A 17,019-nucleotide genomic window follows, 5' to 3' on the forward strand; every position below is an offset into this window, starting at 1 on the left:
GGTGAATCAATTACCAGCCGCCTTGACCTTCCAATAAGCTGCGGGTGTTATTATCCAGCGGCAGTTTAAAGTCAGCGCTGCCAAGCACCATCGCATCACCAGCGCGAACGACTCGTGCACTCACATAGAGATAGTCCTGGCCTTGTGCATAAGTACCCATCAGTATCGAGCGTGCATTGTGCTGGGCGCTAAGACGTTGAACTTGGCGGGATAAAATTAATTCACCAACGGTTTCTTCAATAAACATGCTGTCACGCATCTTGACTTCGCGCACCTGCATGCCTTGCCTTGCGAGAGCAGACGCCATAATTTCTGAGCTAATACGGCCAAATGTCGACGATTGGCTTAAGTTATCAATACTTACAAAAGTAGCCGCAATCATCGGGCTGTGGCGTGTAAGGTCCGGGTTGCTGGCGACCATTTGCGCGGCAGCCTCATGAGCTAGTTCGGAGAGATCTGGCTGAGGCTCGGCATTTCGCGTGCCATTGTTATTGCCAAGTGCAGTGCAACCAGCCAAAAACAGCATAAGCAACGCAGCGATAAGTAGGCGTGCACCAACTGCTAAGCCGCGCAGTGGAGACAGAGAGGAAGAGAGTGAAAGCATGTAATTACCAAGTATTGGTGATAGAAACAGTAGGGGTTGCAGGCGCTTGAGGAACACGATGTGGCGCATAGTGACGTCGATCACCAGCATTTATGTAATAAATATTAGAAGAGGAGTAGAGAATGCGGTCATTATCAACGATCTGGGTAGTGATGATAACCTCCTCTTTGCCCTCATAAGTCCAACTGCCGCTGGTCGTATCTGCCACCATCGCTGCGGGAATTAATGCAAGTGCAGGTTCGCTCCAGTTTCCTAGTGCCATGCTAGCCACGGTCACGCCACCGGCAAGGGCGGTGTAAGCACCAAACGGTGGGCGTATATAGCCGCGATCACGATGCTCAACAACTTCAACGTCTACTTGGACGGTGGCGCCGCCAGTGCTGGGGTGTGTCATCACGCTTCCACCACGCGACACCAGTTCGCTTGTTAATAGCGTACGAAAGCCACGTTCAAATTCGCCACCATAGTAGGCGCTAACGGATGTATGCTCTTGCGCTGGAATATGGAGGTCTCTAAAGCGAACCCGTTCACTGCGAAGAATGCCTGCCGCTTCGTGTTGGGCTAGCACTTCCCAGTGCTGAGCCGCTTGCATGCGCTGCTGCTCACTATAAGGGTAGGTAGTCGCAATGGGGGCCTGCGATGTGTTGGCATAAAAGCAGCCGCTTAGCATCAGGCTCGCCAGTCCAATACAGGCAGGGCGCAATAGTTGAACCATGGATGGTGACATTGTCGATAATGAAGCAGTTCTTGATGACATAGGTCGGGTGCGCACCTGATTGTTCCTTCTCGCTACGAAACGGCTTTTGATAGACTAGTTTGCCACGCTTACCCTATATCGGCCACGAGGTTAAAAACTTGAATGAGTGAAAACTCCCATGCTTGAAGACCACCGCGCTGGTCCGCGCCATGATTCACTGCTAACTGCCTATCCAGAAGATGAAAGTAATAGCGGTTGGATGATTAGCTATATTGACATCATGACGCTACTGGTAGCCTTGTTCGTTATTATTATTGCTGCGGCAAATGTGACAAGCCCATCATTGTTTCAGCAAGAAACAGCCGATGAGTACGGCTATGAGTCATCGCCTGCTAGAGAAATACCCCTGCCGGATGCGCTTGCTGAAGTCCGCCAGCAGCGCACGGTACTCGGCGTATCACCTAGTAGTGATACGCTCAGCCCGTTTGCGATTAGCGCTGCGTTGGGTGTGGCAGGGTTGCCTAAAGCTCGCACTGCTGTTGTGGAGGCGCCACCTTTATTGGCGCGGATTGAAGAAGACTCGATAGATACGCAGACATCGGCTGTCACTAGTAGTCTTCCGCAGTTGCTGCTGCCTACCGATGAGCGTCAGGCTGTTTCACCGTTGGCGGATTACATGGTAGTGCTCACCGACCGTCCACCTATTAATGTACAAAAAGTGTCTGATGTGGCGATGAATAGCGCATTAGCACTTGATGAGAGATTGGCTGAGCGTGTGGAGGCCTCGACGTATCTACCTAATTTGGAAGGCGTTGAAGTTTCCCGGGTCGCCGAAGGGATCAGCCTGCGTGTACAAGATCGGTTGCTATTTCCCTCTGCCGATGCTCAGTTGACAGAAGGGGGCTCAACGCTAGTGGGGTCGTTGATGGATACCATTCAGCGCTTCGAGGGGGAAGTATGGGTGGAGGGGCACTCTGATAGCCAATCCATCAATACCCCAGAGTTTTCGTCCAACTGGGCGCTTTCAAGTGCGCGGGCGATTGCGATCGTTGAGGCACTGGAAGCCGCAGGGGTTGCTCCGGAGCGTTTACGAGCGGTTGGACTAGCCGCAACCCAGCCACTAGAAGATAACGATACTGTTGAAGGGCGAGCGCGCAACCGTCGCGTTGAGGTGGTTATTCACGTTGACTAGGGAATAGATCAAAAAAACCCGCCGGGGAGGCGGGTATGAAAGGGCTTGTCTCACTGCAGCCCACTGGCATCAGGTGAGGGGTGTACAAGGTTGCCAGTGGGTACAATTTGAGTATAGCTATTTGTGGGCTTTTGCCAAGGGCTTGTCGAATTTTCTTCAATTTATTTGCGCGCTATTTTGGTGCGTCATGATTGCGTTGTTTTGGTGCTTATAAAAAGACAGCTGGTTTTTATGAGCCAATCTTCTGATTATTAACAATAAAATTGTATTGGCATACAAACTGCTTGGTTGCTTATCTAAAAGTGGGCGTGTGTAACGACTTTTAAGATTGCAAAAAGGTGGTGCTATGACCGAACAAAGGCATACTGCGTTGCCCAGTGATGCTCAGTCACCAATAGACCCAGCGCCTCAACCGCGTTTGGTAGTCACCGACTTGGATGGTTCATTACTAGATCACCACAGTTATGATTTCTCACCTGCCAAGCCCTGGCTTGCCCGCCTTAAACAGCTAGGGGTTCCGGTCATTCCGGTTACCAGTAAAACTCGCGCTGAACTCATTCCCCTTCGTGAAGCCCTTGGGCTAACGGCGACTCCCTTTATTGCTGAAAATGGTGCCGTTATTGGTCTGCCGCCTGGTTGGTGTCATGCGCGTTTAGATCGCCCTGGTAATGGCCGGGATGGCGTCGTTATTAAACACACCGGCGTTGATAGTGGCTTCATTAAAGCGCGACTAAACGTTTGGCGTAAGCGCTTGGGCGTTCGGTTTACCCGCATGGGCGACTTAAGTCTTCAGCAGGTAATGGCGTTAACTGGGCTTGATGAAATCCGTGCGAAAGCAGCGCGGCAGCGGGAGGGGAGTGAGCCGCTTATTTGGGAGGATAATGCAGCTGCACTTGAAACGTTTCGCATTGCGCTTGAAGGCGATGGCCTTGAACTCACTCAAGGGGGACGCTTTTGGCATGTGATCGGGCGCTTATCTGACAAAGGTGGTGCTGTAGAGTGGCTAATCAAGCGATTTACTGCATTACGAGGCAGTCAACCACTGTCATTGGGCTTGGGCGATGGCCCAAACGATATCACGATGCTGGAAACCGTCGATCAAGCGGTGGTGATTCGAGGTTGCCACGCACTTAATGTTGAGCCGCACAACAGCGCGCTATATCGAACAAACGCGACTGGGCCAGCTGGCTGGGCTGAGGGGGTAGCCCACTGGTGGGGGCGAGATGACGGGCGTCTAGAAATGACGCCAGTGAATGACGCCGCTGCATCAGATTACAAGTCACGGGAGGCTAGCGTATGAGTGATTTCCATCAAAATGGTGTGATAACCGATTTTCACAACTTAACACGCCGGCCAGTTGAAGCCCTTGAACAAGAGCTTTGCCAGTTTGCCAAACGCCGCCCAATGGGGCTGATCTTACCCTCGCTTTTTTCTGAACTGGAAGGGCCTGCGCTGTCGGCGATTGTTGATGAACTGGTGAAAGTGCCTTATCTCAATGAAATTGTCATTGGTTTGGACAGGGCAGACCGGGATCAGTTTTTATATGCACGGGAGTTCTTTTCGCGCTTGCCCCAGCACACTCGAATCCTATGGAATGACGGTCCGCGTTTACGCGCCATCGACCAAGAATTAGAGCGTCATGGTTTGGGGGCATTAGAGCCAGGTAAAGGAAGAAACGTATGGTATTGCGCTGGCTATGTGCTTAGTTCAGGTCGCTCCACCACCGTTGGTCTTCACGATTGCGATATTCTTACCTACGACCGTGGCCTCCTAGCACGCCTTATGTATCCCGTCGCGAATCCCCGTTTCAATTACAGTTTTTGTAAAGGCTATTACCCGCGTATTGCCGAAGGAAAGCTCAATGGGCGTGTTTCTCGGTTGATGGTGACGCCGCTGCTACGTGCCTTGAAAACCGTCTGTGGTCCGTTACCCTATTTGGATTATTTAGACAGCTTCCGTTACCCGTTATCCGGTGAATTTGCCATGCGCAGCGATGTGCTTGAGGGCATCCGAATTCCCGCTGACTGGGGATTGGAAATCGGCGTGCTGTCGGAGTTGCAGCGTAACTACTCCCATCGTCAGCTATGTCAGGTCGATATTGCCGACGCCTATGACCATAAGCATCAGCCCGTTAGTGAAGAGGATGCGACCAGTGGCTTGAACCGAATGAGTCTGGATATCGCTAAAGCGCTGTATCGTAAGCTGGCTACCCAAGGGGTTAGCTTTAGCAGCGAAGATTTCCGGACGCTCAAAGCAACCTACTACCGTTTAGCCTTAGACCTCATTGAAGCCTATGATCACGACGCAACAATGAATGGACTAAGTTTAGATCGCCACTGTGAAGAACAGGCAGTGGAGCTATTTGCCAGCAATTTGCTAGAAGCCGGCAATCTGTTTTTAGATAACCCCCGCGAACGTCCCTTCATTCCCAGTTGGAACCGTGTGCAAGCGGCGATGCCTGACGTGCTAGCCCGTATGCATGAAGCGGTAGAACTTGATAACCAGGGTGAGGTTTAACGCTCCATGCCTATTTTTTCTAGGAATATTTAAATTTATCAGTTGGTTGAGCTTATCAGGTCTAGAAGTAAATAAGGCTTTAAGTAGATAGAAGCTGGTGAATGTCGCTTAACCGATAATGTCACTCTCATCACAGCACCTCGTTGGCAGCGAGGTGCTTTTTTTATCTCGCGGCTACTGGTAGGCGAGCAATATTGACCATGCTCAAGAAATGGCTTTAAATTCCAGTAAAATATAAGCATATAACCTTTTTGTGGTCTATGATGGTTGCATAGCAATATCACTACTTGCCATTAGCGGGAGGCACAGAATGCAACACCCGATTGTTACTCACTTCTTTGATGAGCCCACTAATACCTTTAGTTATGTGGTGCAGGACCCAGAGAGTAATGCCTGCGCTATTCTAGATTCGGTACTCGATTTCGATTATGCCGCGGGGCATACGGATGTACGTTCTGCGGATGAAATTATTGAATTTATTCGCGATAACCGCCTTGAAGTGACCTGGATTTTAGAAACCCATGTGCATGCTGATCACCTCTCTGCGGCACCCTATTTGCACCAAACGTTAGGTGGAAAAACCGGGATTGGCGCACACATTGTCGACGTACAGGAAATTTTTGGTAAAGCATTCAATGCGGGCACTGAGTTCGCTCGGGACGGCAGCCAATTTGATGCCCTGTTTAACGAAGGCGATACGTTCACTATCGGCAGTCTTCAAGCGCGCGTGCTTCATACGCCAGGCCATACGCCTGCCTGCCTTACTTATGTAATAGGCGACGCGGCCTTCGTTGGCGACACACTGTTTATGCCAGATTACGGCACTGCACGCTGTGATTTTCCCGGTGGCGATGCACGTACGCTGTACCGCTCTATCCAAAAGGTGTTGGCACTGCCGACGCAAACGCGGCTGTTTTTGTGTCATGACTATAAAGCGCCAGGCCGAGACGTTTATCAGCACGAAACCAGTGTGGCAGAGCAGCGTGACGCAAACGTCCATGTACATGAAGGCATTACAGAAGATGAGTTCGTGAAAATGCGCACGGAGCGTGATGCCACGCTAGGCATGCCTAAGCTCATCATTCCTTCCGTACAGGTCAACATGCGCGCGGGAGAGATGCCGCCTGCCGACGACAATGGCGTTGTCTATCTAAAAGTCCCTATCAACCGTTTTTAACCGATATTGATTATTGAGGAGCAGAAAATGAAAGCAAACGTCGGCGGTATCGACAAAGTGGCACGAATCGTTGTTGGTCTTATTCTGATCATGCTGGCGCTTACCGGCACCATTGGCGCATGGGGATGGATTGGCGTTGTACCGCTCGCCACTGGGCTGTTTAATTTTTGCCCACTGTATCCTCTGTTGGGCATCTCAACCTGTAAAAACAGGCATTAACACAGCAAGGAGATACCTGTGGACTGGATGGCAAGCCTGCAAGGGCTCGTTGGTGGTGTATTGATAGGCTTATCCGCGGTGTGGTTGATGGGAGCCTTGGGACGCATCGCCGGTATTAGCGGCATTATTGGAAACTTAATAACCCAGCGACCTAAAGGCGACAGCGCTTGGCGCTTAGCCTTTTTGGTTGGGCTGGTGAGTGGCCCGTTACTGGTCATGGCAATGGGAGGCGGGCTGGGCAACGTTGCCGATGCTCCCGGTGCGGTGATCGGTGCGCCAGCTGGCGGCGTGCCGCTGATGTTGATAGCCGGTCTGTTAGTTGGGTTAGGCACAGGGCTTGGCAGCGGCTGTACCAGCGGCCATGGCGTTTGCGGCTTGGCACGCTTATCCCCACGCTCTATGGCCGCCACTGGGGTGTTTCTACTCACAGCGATCGCCACGGTCTATGTGATGCGTCATATGATTGGAGGTGGTGTATGAGGCGCGTGATATGAATAGTGCTGATATGAATAGTGCTGATATGAATAGTACAACGGTCAAAACCGCTGCTGGCTATATCGCGGGTTTACTATTCGGGCTTGGGCTAGCTATCTCGGGTATGACGGATCCTGCCCGTGTACTTGGCTTCCTTGATGTGGCTGGCGCCTGGGATCCAACGCTGATGTTTGTGCTAGGCAGTGCGGTAGGCACAACGTTTGTGGGCTACCGATTGGTATTTGCCCGTGGCGAGCCGCTGTTTAGCGCTAATTTTCAGCTTCCAACTAAGCAAGCGTTAGACGGCAAGCTGCTGGGTGGTGCAGCGCTATTTGGCATTGGGTGGGGGCTTTCTGGCTACTGTCCTGGCCCTGCCATCGCCTCCATCGGTGGAATCTCATTGCCGTTATTAGCGCTGTTGGCCGCGATGGTGGCTGGCTGGTTTATTGCAAAACGTATTAGCCAGTAGCGTTAATGTATAAACCACCGCGATCGCCCTTGTCTCCTTAGGCAAGGGCGTTTTTGTAGCAGGTTTTTGTGAATGAGCTTTGGTAAATGAGTTTTTGTAATCAGTTTATGGCACAGCTCGCTAGCTTAATGCTGGGTTAACGTGCATTTGCCATGCTAGTAGTAATAAAAGGAAAACCGCCATGCACGTCTTACTCATTGAAGATGATCCACTTGTTGCATCAGGAATACGCTCCGGCTTAATGATGTACGACTTTGTCGTCGATCATGTGTCTACGATTCAAGCCGCGGGACAAATCATGCAGTCAGTGGTGAGTGATGTTGTGATACTTGATCGTGGTCTTCCCGATGGCGACGGCTTGCAACTGCTGCAATCGTGGCGCGACCAAGGCAACGCTACCCCAGTGTTAATGCTAACGGCGCGGGATGCGGTACGAGACCGTGTTGACGGCCTGCAGTGCGGAGCCGACGACTATCTGGTGAAACCCTTTGACCTTGATGAGTTAGTGGCCCGTCTTCATGCACTGCTGCGGCGAGTATCAGGCCGTAGCCAGGGTATGACGATACATGGGGTGCTAACGCTGGATCCCCATGCGCGTGAAGTGAAAGTCTCCGGTCAGTTGGTATCGCTATCACGCCGAGAATTGGTGCTTTTAGAGACCTTTCTGCATTCGCCACGCAGCGTGCTTTCTGCCGACCAGCTAAAAGATAGCCTTTATGGTTTGAGTGACGATGTAGAGAGCAATGCACTGAACGTGCATATCCACCACCTACGCCGAAAATTAGGCAGTGGCATCATTGAGACGGTTCGTGGGTTGGGCTATCGGTTAGGCAAGCCTGAGGCTGTTCACATTCCAGGTACGTCTTATAAGGGGCAGCAATGAGTTTACGAGCCCGCCTATTGCTCACTCTGGGGGTGACGTTGGCATTGCTGTGGGGTGTTGCTGCGGCTTGGTTACTCAATGATTTAGAAAAAAAATTCGTAGAAACGCTAGATCAGCGCCTTGCTCAGTCGGCACGCATGGTCGCCGGGCTCGTGCTTCAGCTGCCTGAAGATGTCTGGGAGCAGAGCCAATCTCACGCTTTGTCTATCCCTCCGATCGAGGGGTTGGCCTGTCAGGTGCACTCTCCACGTGGCGATATCATTGCCCGCACTCATGCCAACATGGAAACCATACTGACACCGGGTGAGCGCGGTCATGCTTACCGGCAGGAAGGCGATACTACCTGGCGTGTCTTTACCTATGAGCGTGGCAATCTGGTCATTACTACCGCCGACCGGATGGATGAGCGGGATATATTGCTAAGCGATGTATTTCGCGTCGCTGTCGTGCCGTTTGTAGTGGCATTAACGGGGAGTTTAATTGCGCTCTGGGTGGTTGTGTGGCGTGGTTTGGCGCCGCTAACAAGGCTGCGCGAATCGCTTGCCAGTCGTCACCCGGAAGCATTGGCACCCGTGTCTACCTATGGTGTGCCGAAAGAGATTAAACCGTTGATCGATACGCTCAATGGGCTACTCGTAAGAATCCAACAAACCATTGTCCGTGAGCAGCGTTTTACCAACGATGCCGCTCATGAGCTACGCACTCCCTTAACGGCGATTAAAACCCACCTTCAAGTAGCGCAGCGAGCCGACGGCGAAACGGCGAAAGAAGCGCTCAGATACGCAGAGGCGGGGGTGGTTCGACTGGCGCATACGCTAGATCAGTTACTGACGTTAGCAAGAGTTGAAGGGCGCATGCGCTTTGATGATGGCGAGCCAAGTCAGGTAGGTGAGATTGTTGATCTGGCGATCGCCGATAGCATGGCAACCGCCGGGCAGTGCCAGGTTCTCTCCCAATTACCTCAAGTGTGCGTTGCTATGCCTAGAGAGCTGGCAATAACCGCACTACGTAATTTACTGGATAACGCACTGCACCATGGGGCAAGTGAGCAGCCTGTAGCGTTAAGCGTGCAGTCTGCCGCTGATCAGCGTCACGTAACGTTTACAGTGCACGACCAGGGTAGCGGCGTCGATGACGCTACACTAAAACAGTTAACTCAGCGTTTCTGGCGCGTGAGCAAGCAGCAAGGTAGCGGTTTGGGCTTAGCGATTGTGGCGGCAATTGTTGAGCGTTTTGGGGGCTGGGTAAGTTTTGAAAATGTCCAAACCGGCGGATTTAGCGCCCACTTAACCATTCCTACGGCAGAGGATGACTAACGAGAAGGATCTGAGGCTATTCGATAGCGCTCGCTGCGTTATCTCTGTCAATGAGCAATGGCTAGTCAATAACGGGTAGGTAAGTAAATAACGAACAGCAGTCAGGGGGATATATGAATAAAAAACAGTGGGGCAAGTATCGCTTGTTGATGGGCGTCAGTCTTATAGGGGCCAGTGCTCTCGCAGGTACGGCCTTTGCCGAAACAGGCGATGCCGAGCGTGGCCAGGCCGCCGCGGCAACCTGTACGGCGTGTCATCAAGCTAACGGTAGCGGGATGAATATACCGGGAGGCGAATCGTGGCCGCGTTTGGCTGGGCTGAATGCCGATTATATCGTTAAGCAGCTACACGATTTTAAGGAGGGACGTCGCCAAAACGCCACCATGATGCCCTTTGCTAATATGCTTAATGACCAGCAAATAGCGGACGTTGCCGCCTACTATAGCGAAATGCCGATCACCCCTGGCCAAGGGGGCGATGATGTGGACGAGGCGCTATTAGCCCGTGGCGAACAGTTAGCTGAGCGCGGAGATTGGGATGCCTACATTGTGTCATGCAAGAGCTGTCATGGCCCGGGCGGCACTGGCGTTGGGGAGACGTTCCCTGGTATTGCAAGCCAGCACGCAGGTTACATAAGCAATCAGCTGCATGCCTGGCAAAATGATCAGCGCCATAATGATCCCCAAAATTTGATGGGGGCCATTGCCAAGCGTATGAGCGATGAGGATATTCAGGCGGTGTCTGCGTGGTATGCCACCCAGGACGTTAGTACCCAAGTCGGCAGTGAAGAAGGGGAGGTAGCGCAATGATTATGCATAAAAAACGTCTCGTGCTGGCGCTAACAGGCTGTTCATTAGCTACCGGGCTAGCCGTCAGCGCTTTCGCTGACAATGCTGCCGACCCATCGAACGAAGCGCCCTATCAGCGGTTAGTGGAGCTTGGCTTTCCTGCACCGCAAGAGGGCGAGTTAGTTCATGTTCCACCGACCATGGCAGACCTGGAAGACGCTGATATCCATCCAGAGCTAAAAAAGGTCATTCGGTATGGCTACGACCTATTTACCAACACGCAGCAGCTACGTGGTGAAAACGTTTTCAATGACATGAACTGCTCAAGCTGCCACTTAGGCGAAGGGCGTCAGCCGTTTAGCGCACCGGTCTGGGCAGCGGCGGTCACGCTGCCTGACTTCAGGGGTAAAAATCAGCACGTTAACAATCTTGAAGAGCGCATTGCTGGCTGCTTTGCTTACTCGATGAATGGTACGCCACCTGCCTATGGCAGTGATGAGATGCTCGCACTCAGCGCCTACCACCAATGGTTGGCTACTGGTGCGCCAATGTACCCCAGTCAGCCTATTTATGGGCGTGGTTTTCCTGCGCCAGACGAGCCAGATGAATCCCCCGATTACGCTCGTGGTGAAGCGGCGTACCAAGAAAATTGCGCCATTTGTCATCAAAACGACGGCGCTGGGCACTATGAGAACGGCGAGTATGTGTTCCCTGCCCCCTGGGGCGATGGCTCTAATAACTGGGGCGCAGGCATTGTCAGAGTAGATACCGCTGCAGGGTTTATTTACAACAATATGCCGCTCGGACAGCCACGCTCGTTAAGTGACCAGGATGCCTGGGACATTGCCTATTACATGACTAGCCAAGAGCGACCGCAAGACCCCCGTTACACGGGTGACGTTGCTGAGACACTAGAGCGCTTCGGCCCCACCTTCCATAAGCGTTCGCTTTATGGGCAAGTACGTGAGCATGATGGCCATGTACTTGGCGACCATGCGAACTTTGGCGAAAAAGGCGATATCCAGCCATGGAACGTCGGTATGCCGCGTTTTGAAAACCTTTCAGACGAGTAGCTAGCTGGGCAGCAGCGATAGAGGCATCGCAACCAACGTATCCGGAAAAAATAGTAGCCCGTGGTGGTATAACCCCACGGGCTAGTGATTGGTTTGAGGATGCTGGATGGGCGCTTTAAAACTCGCTTATATAGTTTGCTTTAAGGCGCTTCACCGCCCATCATTTCAATTAAACGCTCCTCGCTGGGTAAGCCTTGAATTCGGTCGATACGTAAACTGCCACTGTCTGTCTCGCGCTGGAAGGCGCTGGTGGGCGTAGCGTACAGGCCTAGCTCTTCAAAAAGCTGATTGTTGGCATATACCTGTTCTTCAATATCTCTAGGCTGAGCGCTTGCTGAAAGTGAATCGCCGCTGCTGTGGTCATGTAGCGCGGCAGAAGGGTCATCTGCACCTAATATAGTGGCCGCCAGAGCGGGACTGTTCGGCGCTAAGATGCCCACCATAATATGGCGCAGCTGCACTTCACCAGCCTCTACCCAGGGGCGGCTTTGTTGCCACAGTTGGCGACAGTAGGGGCAGTTAGCATCGGTAAAGGTATAGATAACCCGCGGCGCGTTTTCATCGCCATCTTGAATCCAGTGGCTCTCTTCCAGTAACGCCCAGGTTTGCGCTTCAAGCGGAACCCGAACATGCTCCTCTATCTGTGCTTCGGTGAGATCGTTGCCTTGATCATCCATTAGCGTGCCGATAATGGTGTGTTGGCCATCAGGCGTTAAATAAATCGCCAGCTCTTGGCCCTGCACGCTAGCACCGTAACCACGCATGCCCCCTGGCGCCTCAAACTGACCGTGAATCGTTATCCCCTGATTGGTGAGCGCTTGAACCGGTGCCGGCAGTTCTTCGGCATAGCCTGTCGAGATATTGCCAATGCCCGTTAATAGCAACAAGGTGCTTAAACGAGACAGGGAAAAGTATTTCATAAGTAAGTCCTTATGTGTGAAAGATACGCAGTGTAAGCCAGTAACGTTATGAGCAAAGGTAGGAGGTTGCCTCAACGTAATCGTTTCAAGCCTTGTTGAAGCGTTGCTCGGGAAAGTTCGCCAAAGTGCGTGTTCACGAGTTTTCCTTGCGCATTATAAAAAAGGGTAGTGGGCATGGCATGAGCCCCCGTTGCTCTCCCTAATGCATTGCTTTGGTCAAGCCACACATTATCAAGTGAAAGGTCATATTGATTCATAAATGTCTCAATGTGCTGGGCGCTTTCCCCCTGATTAACAAACACAAATGTGATGTCCTGCTGGGTATTTTGAGCTTCCTCAAAAACAGGCATTTCTCGAATACAGGGAGGGCACCAGCTTGCCCAAAGGTTAACAACCAGAGGCTGCTGCGTTTGCGTGGCAAGCTGAGGTAGGCTGGCAGGGTGGCCGTTCCGGTCTAATAAAGCGGTGGGAGGGAGTGGGCGCGATTGCTGTTCGATTAATAGCGTGCTACCAACCAGCATTCCCCAAGTAAGCAATCCCGCAAACAAGGCACCGCTTAAAGGCCTGCGTTGACGAGCAGAGCGCCAGAGAGCCCAGCTCGCGTAACTCAGTCCAGCAATAAAACCGGCTGCTAAATCAAAGCCACCGTCACGAATATCTAATCGGGAAATAATACCGTCATACGCTTCCCAGTAACGCACGACAAACACGACTCGGGCAGCCAGGAGGCCAATAAAAAATACCGTTATAAGCGTGTCGCTGACCGCTACGCGGTGTCGCCGCCCTAGTAACGCTCCTACCAGAAGCGCTATCAAAAAAGCCACTATTAAAACCAGCTGATGAAGGCTGAACCCCAAAGGGCCAATGACGATGCTTTGTTGCAGCATAATTAACGGTTAACTCAGTCAATGTTGAATGCTGCAGTATCTCAGTCGTCGATTATTTGACGATTATATTGGCTCATTGCTGAGACATTATGCCGCAATGCATTTTTCACGTATCTGCCACCATCCATCTTATTGCATAGGGAGGAAGCGTGGTCTCTTCCTGGGCGTTTTGCAGATCTAAAGCACGCCAAGCATGTTGGCTAAGTGTCTGCTCAAGTGCTTCTCCTACATTATCTAATGGCAGTAGCGTATCGGTGACATTAAACAGGGCAAGCAGGCGGCGGCCGTCGCTTAGCGGGCCTCGCTCAATGGCTAACACTTCAGGCGGCGTAGTCAGTACGCGTTGTGTGGCGTTGGGGTGGAAGCAGGGCTCTGTGCGCCGAAGTTCCAGCAAGCGGCTAAGCGCATGAAACACATCGTGGGTCGGCGTTGAGGGGCTTTCGAGTAACAGTGTTAGCTCATCACGCTGCCAGCGGCGTCGATTAATTGAGCGCAATCGGCCGCTGCGCTCCACTCCTTCGACATCGTTAAGCGTGCCGGTCAATGTATGAATATAGAGGGCGGGAATGCCCTGGAGCGTCAGCATAATAGCTTGGCTGCACAGGAAGCGGGCAATTTGCCAGGGGTCTGGTCCTCTACGCGTGCCGCGCATGGCCTCAAACCAAGTAATATTGATTTCGTAGGGTGAGTCACTGCCATCAGGATTGCTCCGCATGCTGACAAAGCCACCAAAGCGATGCATCAGTTCTAGCAGTGCATCTCTCTCATGATCGGGTAGCACTCCTTCTAAAGGACGCACGCCAATCCCATCATGGCTCGCGGTGAAGTTTAAATAGGTGCAGTGTCTGGGCAGTATCGGCAGGCTGGCAAGCCATGTTTGAAGGGTAGTGGCTTCACCGCGGGTGAGTGTGTGCAATAACAAAGGGGGCAGGGCGAATTGATAGACCATGTGGGCTTCGTCTGGCGCCCCGTTGGCTAACCGTTCTAAGCCAAAGTAACTGATGTTTTCTGCGTGAGGGACATTGGTCTCGGTAATTATCAGCGTGCCCGGCGCTATTTCATCCACAATGGCGCGCAGTAAACGGACCACCGTATGGGTTTCGGGAAGATGGATGCATGGCGTGCCCAGACGCTTCCATAAAAATGCCACTGCATCCAGGCGAATGATACGCACGCCCTGTTGAAGGTAAAACAGCAAGATGCCAACAAACTCAAGCAATACGTCAGGGTTTTCAAAGTTTAAATCGATCTGATCTTCTGAGAAGGTTGCCCATACATGGCGCGTACCCCGACGCGTGGAAATGGGCACTAGCAATGGACTGCTACGTGGTCGAACCACGTCAGAAACATCGGTTTCTGGGTCTACTTCTATAAAGTAATCACGACCTGGCAAGCTTCCGGTTAAATAATCCACAAACCACAGAGACTCGCGAGACACGTGGTTTAGCACTAAATCGCCCATCACGTCATAGTGGCTTGCCAGCTCACGGATATGCTGCCAATCGCCTAGCTCTGGATTAACCTCACGGTAATGAATGACTGAAAAGCCATCATCGCTACTCCAGGGAAAAAAAGGCAGCACATGCACGCCGCTAATACGCTCCCCCAAATAGCGCTGAAGGAACTCATTAAGCACGGCAAGAGGCGGTGTTTCCTCTGCCACAATGGAATCACCGTAGCTAATGACCCATTGATCTTTTTCGCTCCATTTTGGTGCATTATCGCCTTCAGCCGCGGTATTTTCTGTTATGGCTGGCGCCTGTGATGCACTGCGAAAGTGTTCAATGTGTTGTCCAAGACGGCGTTGTACCTCGCTGGCGCGGGGGCCGTAGAGGTGCGCAAGGAAATGGTGGACTGTCTGCTCAAATGGGGTCATAGGGGTGTCCTCTTAAACAACCTACGACAAACGCTGCAGCTTGTGTGCCAAATCGTTACAATGCTAGGTTAACGCCGCGTTTAAAGAAGCGACTATTTTTGCTTGCAAGCGCCCTTAAACTGCATGTCGTTGTAGCGCGTGGCTACTCCGCTGCTAATAATAGTTTGCAATATTGCTTATATGTGCCGTTATCCGCACAAGCTGACACGCTGCACGTACTGACAACAGGTTGACTGCCATGCATTGCCCTTTTTGTGGTGCTAATGATACTCGAGTGACCGACTCGCGGCTGGTAGCCGACGGTGACCAGGTGCGCCGTCGTCGCCAATGCGCTAGCTGCCAAGAGCGCTTCACCACGTATGAAACCGCAGAACTGATTATGCCGAGGGTCGTAAAATCCGACGGCTCACGCGAAACCTTTAACGAGAGCAAGCTGCGGGCAGGCATGTTGCGAGCGCTGGAGAAGCGTCCGGTAAGTGCTGAGGCAATAGAAGCCGCTGTTGAGCGTATTCGCCAATCGCTCCGTGCCCGCGGAGACCGCGAAGTTAATGCACGGGATATCGGTGAGGCCGTCATGAAGGCATTAAGCAACCTGGATCAGGTGGCGTATATCCGCTTTGCATCGGTATATCGTAAGTTTCAGGATCTAGACGAATTTCGCGCCGAGATAGACCGTCTTTCTCAAGATCCAGGCGATCACCCTGCATCAGCCCACAGCGACCCAGATCGCGGAGAGGTTTGATGAACGAGTTGACGGAGAGAGGCTTTACCAGCGCTGATCATCAATTTATGGCGCGTGCTCTGCAATTGGCGGCGAAAGGGCTGTATACAACAGACCCCAACCCCCGGGTAGGCTGTGTTATTGTCCGCTACGATCAACACGCTGAAGGGCAGGTGGTTGGCGAGGGCTTTCACCTCCGTGCTGGCGAACCGCATGCAGAAATTCACGCGCTTAACGCCGCTGGTGCAAAGGCAGAAGGCGCAACGGCTTATGTCACGCTGGAACCTTGTTCCCATACAGGTCGCACTGGCCCTTGTGCCGTTGCGTTAGCGGATGCCAAGGTTGCCCGCGTGGTCGTCGCAATGGTTGACCCTAACCCTTGCGTGAGTGGACGCGGTATCAGGCGGCTTCGGGAATCAGGAATTCAGGTAGATGTTGGGCTGTTGGAACAGGATGCCCGTGCGTTAAATCCTGGCTTTATTTCCCGTATGCAGCACAAGCGTCCCTTTGTGCGTTTAAAAATGGCCATGAGCCTGGATGGCCGCACTGCCATGGGCTCTGGAGAGTCACAATGGATTACTGGCCCAGAAGCTCGTAGCCAAGTGCAGCGTCTGCGAGCGCGTTCAAGCGCTATTTTGAGCGGCGTTGAGTCCGTCATTATGGATGATTCACGGCTAACCGTGCGCGCAGACCAGTTGGGGCTCGATAACGCGGATACAATTAGTCAGCGGCAGCCATTACGCGTTATTTTGGATTCGCGTCTGCGGTTACCGTTAGCGGCCGCTTGTCTTCGTGAACCAGGTCGCACATTGATTATTACCACTGAACACCACAGTGAAGAAAAACGCCAAAAGCTGGAAGCTGCAGGCGCTGACATTAAGGTACTGCCCGCGGCTCAAGAAGGCCGAATCGATCTTGCAGAGATGCTGAGCTGGTTGGCTGAGCATGAGCTGGTAAACGAGCTGCTTGTTGAAACCGGCGCTACGCTGGCAGGCGCGCTGTTAGATGCAAATGCGGTGGATGAACTGCAGTTATTTGTTGCTCCCACGCTTTTGGGAGGCGAGGCTCGACCACTATTTGCGTTGCCCGGGATGACCCGCATGGCCGACCAGAAGCGCTTAACTATTAAAGAAATTCGAGCCGTTGGTAGTGACTGGCGCATCATCGCTAAACCGTGCACTGACTAGCGCGCCGGGCCAGAGCAAG

The 17,019-nt window shown here is 52.4% G+C and carries 18 protein-coding genes; 13 read left to right on the forward strand and 5 right to left on the reverse strand.

Annotated features, from left to right (window positions below):
• Nucleotides 1-10 precede the first annotated feature (10 nt).
• Together INT21_RS17730 and INT21_RS17735 are read right to left on the reverse strand one after the other, a co-directional pair.
• Nucleotides 11-604, reverse strand: coding sequence for a FlgO family outer membrane protein (locus INT21_RS17730; protein WP_193059370.1), 594 nt, complete (start codon nucleotides 602-604; stop codon nucleotides 11-13).
• Between the two features lie 4 nt (nucleotides 605-608).
• Nucleotides 609-1,319, reverse strand: a complete 711-nt coding sequence (locus INT21_RS17735; RefSeq protein ID WP_193059371.1) for a hypothetical protein — start codon at nucleotides 1,317-1,319, stop codon at nucleotides 609-611.
• A 160-nt stretch (nucleotides 1,320-1,479) separates the two neighbouring features.
• Between INT21_RS17735 and INT21_RS17740 the strand changes: the two genes are divergently transcribed.
• The 11 genes from INT21_RS17740 to INT21_RS17790 all read left to right on the forward strand — a co-directional run bounded on the left by INT21_RS17740 (nucleotide 1,480) and on the right by INT21_RS17790 (nucleotide 11,409).
• Nucleotides 1,480-2,493, forward strand: coding sequence for an OmpA family protein (locus INT21_RS17740; RefSeq protein ID WP_193059372.1), 1,014 nt, complete (start codon nucleotides 1,480-1,482; stop codon nucleotides 2,491-2,493).
• A gap of 346 nt (nucleotides 2,494-2,839) precedes the next feature.
• Nucleotides 2,840-3,793: an HAD-IIB family hydrolase gene (locus INT21_RS17745; RefSeq protein ID WP_193085555.1), complete on the forward strand. Its 954-nt coding sequence runs from the start codon at nucleotides 2,840-2,842 to the stop codon at nucleotides 3,791-3,793.
• Entirely contained in the window at nucleotides 3,790-5,010 is a 1,221-nt protein-coding gene (locus tag INT21_RS17750; RefSeq protein ID WP_193085556.1) for a glycosyl transferase, read from the forward strand. The genes INT21_RS17745 and INT21_RS17750 overlap by 4 nt, the downstream gene beginning before the upstream one ends.
• 310 nt (nucleotides 5,011-5,320) lie before the next feature.
• Nucleotides 5,321-6,187: an MBL fold metallo-hydrolase gene (locus INT21_RS17755; RefSeq protein WP_193085557.1), complete on the forward strand. Its 867-nt coding sequence runs from the start codon at nucleotides 5,321-5,323 to the stop codon at nucleotides 6,185-6,187.
• A 27-nt stretch (nucleotides 6,188-6,214) separates the two neighbouring features.
• On the forward strand, nucleotides 6,215-6,406 hold the full coding sequence (locus INT21_RS17760) for a YgaP family membrane protein (protein WP_089037409.1): 192 nt from the start codon (nucleotides 6,215-6,217) through the stop codon (nucleotides 6,404-6,406).
• An 18-nt stretch (nucleotides 6,407-6,424) separates the two neighbouring features.
• Nucleotides 6,425-6,886: a YeeE/YedE family protein gene (locus INT21_RS17765; protein WP_089037410.1), complete on the forward strand. Its 462-nt coding sequence runs from the start codon at nucleotides 6,425-6,427 to the stop codon at nucleotides 6,884-6,886.
• Nucleotides 6,887-6,926: 40 nt separating this feature from the next.
• Nucleotides 6,927-7,349 (forward strand): DUF6691 family protein, encoded by a 423-nt coding sequence (locus tag INT21_RS17770; RefSeq protein WP_193085568.1) that lies wholly within the window; start codon nucleotides 6,927-6,929, stop codon nucleotides 7,347-7,349.
• 181 nt (nucleotides 7,350-7,530) lie between these two features.
• Nucleotides 7,531-8,232 (forward strand): response regulator, encoded by a 702-nt coding sequence (locus tag INT21_RS17775; RefSeq protein WP_089037411.1) that lies wholly within the window; start codon nucleotides 7,531-7,533, stop codon nucleotides 8,230-8,232.
• Nucleotides 8,229-9,548: an ATP-binding protein gene (locus INT21_RS17780; protein WP_193085558.1), complete on the forward strand. Its 1,320-nt coding sequence runs from the start codon at nucleotides 8,229-8,231 to the stop codon at nucleotides 9,546-9,548. The genes INT21_RS17775 and INT21_RS17780 overlap by 4 nt, the downstream gene beginning before the upstream one ends.
• Before the next feature lie 113 nt (nucleotides 9,549-9,661).
• The gene (locus INT21_RS17785; protein ID WP_193085559.1) at nucleotides 9,662-10,357 is read left to right on the forward strand and encodes a c-type cytochrome; all 696 of its coding nucleotides are present in this window, start codon (nucleotides 9,662-9,664) and stop codon (nucleotides 10,355-10,357) included.
• Entirely contained in the window at nucleotides 10,354-11,409 is a 1,056-nt protein-coding gene (locus tag INT21_RS17790; RefSeq protein ID WP_193085560.1) for a c-type cytochrome, read from the forward strand. Before INT21_RS17785 ends, INT21_RS17790 begins: the two co-directional genes overlap by 4 nt.
• 140 nt (nucleotides 11,410-11,549) lie before the next feature.
• Here the strand turns inward: INT21_RS17790 and dsbG are convergent, their stop codons facing one another.
• From dsbG to INT21_RS17805, 3 genes are all read right to left on the reverse strand, one after another.
• Complete coding sequence (dsbG, locus tag INT21_RS17795; protein WP_089037414.1) at nucleotides 11,550-12,329, reverse strand: thiol:disulfide interchange protein DsbG; 780 nt, start codon at nucleotides 12,327-12,329, stop codon at nucleotides 11,550-11,552.
• Between the two features lie 71 nt (nucleotides 12,330-12,400).
• Nucleotides 12,401-13,216 carry a TlpA family protein disulfide reductase gene (locus INT21_RS17800; RefSeq protein ID WP_089037415.1) on the reverse strand — a complete coding sequence of 272 codons (816 nt, stop codon included), beginning with the start codon at nucleotides 13,214-13,216 and terminating at the stop codon, nucleotides 12,401-12,403.
• Nucleotides 13,217-13,322: 106 nt separating this feature from the next.
• The gene (locus INT21_RS17805; RefSeq protein ID WP_193085561.1) at nucleotides 13,323-15,092 is read right to left on the reverse strand and encodes a sugar phosphorylase; all 1,770 of its coding nucleotides are present in this window, start codon (nucleotides 15,090-15,092) and stop codon (nucleotides 13,323-13,325) included.
• A gap of 238 nt (nucleotides 15,093-15,330) precedes the next feature.
• Here INT21_RS17805 and nrdR point away from each other — a divergent pair, with 238 nt between their 5' ends.
• Complete coding sequence (gene nrdR, locus INT21_RS17810; protein ID WP_089037417.1) at nucleotides 15,331-15,834, forward strand: transcriptional regulator NrdR; 504 nt, start codon at nucleotides 15,331-15,333, stop codon at nucleotides 15,832-15,834.
• Entirely contained in the window at nucleotides 15,834-17,000 is a 1,167-nt protein-coding gene (ribD, locus tag INT21_RS17815; protein WP_193085562.1) for a bifunctional diaminohydroxyphosphoribosylaminopyrimidine deaminase/5-amino-6-(5-phosphoribosylamino)uracil reductase RibD, read from the forward strand. Before nrdR ends, ribD begins: the two co-directional genes overlap by 1 nt.
• Nucleotides 17,001-17,019 lie beyond the last annotated feature (19 nt).

The organism is Halomonas sp. 3F2F, from assembly GCF_014897805.1.
Lineage (GTDB): Bacteria > Pseudomonadota > Gammaproteobacteria > Pseudomonadales > Halomonadaceae > Vreelandella.

Excerpts from the sequence above, each read along its gene's own strand:
- INT21_RS17730 (WP_193059370.1), bottom strand. The coding sequence starts at position 604 with ATGCTTTCACTCTCTTCCTCTCTGTCTCCACTGCGCGGCTTAGCAGTT.
- INT21_RS17735 (WP_193059371.1), bottom strand. The coding sequence starts at position 1,319 with ATGGTTCAACTATTGCGCCCTGCCTGTATTGGACTGGCGAGCCTGATG.
- INT21_RS17740 (WP_193059372.1), top strand. The coding sequence starts at position 1,480 with ATGCTTGAAGACCACCGCGCTGGTCCGCGCCATGATTCACTGCTAACT.
- INT21_RS17745 (WP_193085555.1), top strand. The coding sequence starts at position 2,840 with ATGACCGAACAAAGGCATACTGCGTTGCCCAGTGATGCTCAGTCACCA.
- INT21_RS17750 (WP_193085556.1), top strand. The coding sequence starts at position 3,790 with ATGAGTGATTTCCATCAAAATGGTGTGATAACCGATTTTCACAACTTA.
- INT21_RS17755 (WP_193085557.1), top strand. The coding sequence starts at position 5,321 with ATGCAACACCCGATTGTTACTCACTTCTTTGATGAGCCCACTAATACC.
- INT21_RS17760 (WP_089037409.1), top strand. The coding sequence starts at position 6,215 with ATGAAAGCAAACGTCGGCGGTATCGACAAAGTGGCACGAATCGTTGTT.
- INT21_RS17770 (WP_193085568.1), top strand. The coding sequence starts at position 6,927 with ATGAATAGTACAACGGTCAAAACCGCTGCTGGCTATATCGCGGGTTTA.
- INT21_RS17775 (WP_089037411.1), top strand. The coding sequence starts at position 7,531 with ATGCACGTCTTACTCATTGAAGATGATCCACTTGTTGCATCAGGAATA.
- INT21_RS17780 (WP_193085558.1), top strand. The coding sequence starts at position 8,229 with ATGAGTTTACGAGCCCGCCTATTGCTCACTCTGGGGGTGACGTTGGCA.
- INT21_RS17785 (WP_193085559.1), top strand. The coding sequence starts at position 9,662 with ATGAATAAAAAACAGTGGGGCAAGTATCGCTTGTTGATGGGCGTCAGT.
- INT21_RS17790 (WP_193085560.1), top strand. The coding sequence starts at position 10,354 with ATGATTATGCATAAAAAACGTCTCGTGCTGGCGCTAACAGGCTGTTCA.
- dsbG (WP_089037414.1), bottom strand. The coding sequence starts at position 12,329 with ATGAAATACTTTTCCCTGTCTCGTTTAAGCACCTTGTTGCTATTAACG.
- INT21_RS17800 (WP_089037415.1), bottom strand. The coding sequence starts at position 13,216 with ATGCTGCAACAAAGCATCGTCATTGGCCCTTTGGGGTTCAGCCTTCAT.
- INT21_RS17805 (WP_193085561.1), bottom strand. The coding sequence starts at position 15,092 with ATGACCCCATTTGAGCAGACAGTCCACCATTTCCTTGCGCACCTCTAC.
- nrdR (WP_089037417.1), top strand. The coding sequence starts at position 15,331 with ATGCATTGCCCTTTTTGTGGTGCTAATGATACTCGAGTGACCGACTCG.
- ribD (WP_193085562.1), top strand. The coding sequence starts at position 15,834 with ATGAACGAGTTGACGGAGAGAGGCTTTACCAGCGCTGATCATCAATTT.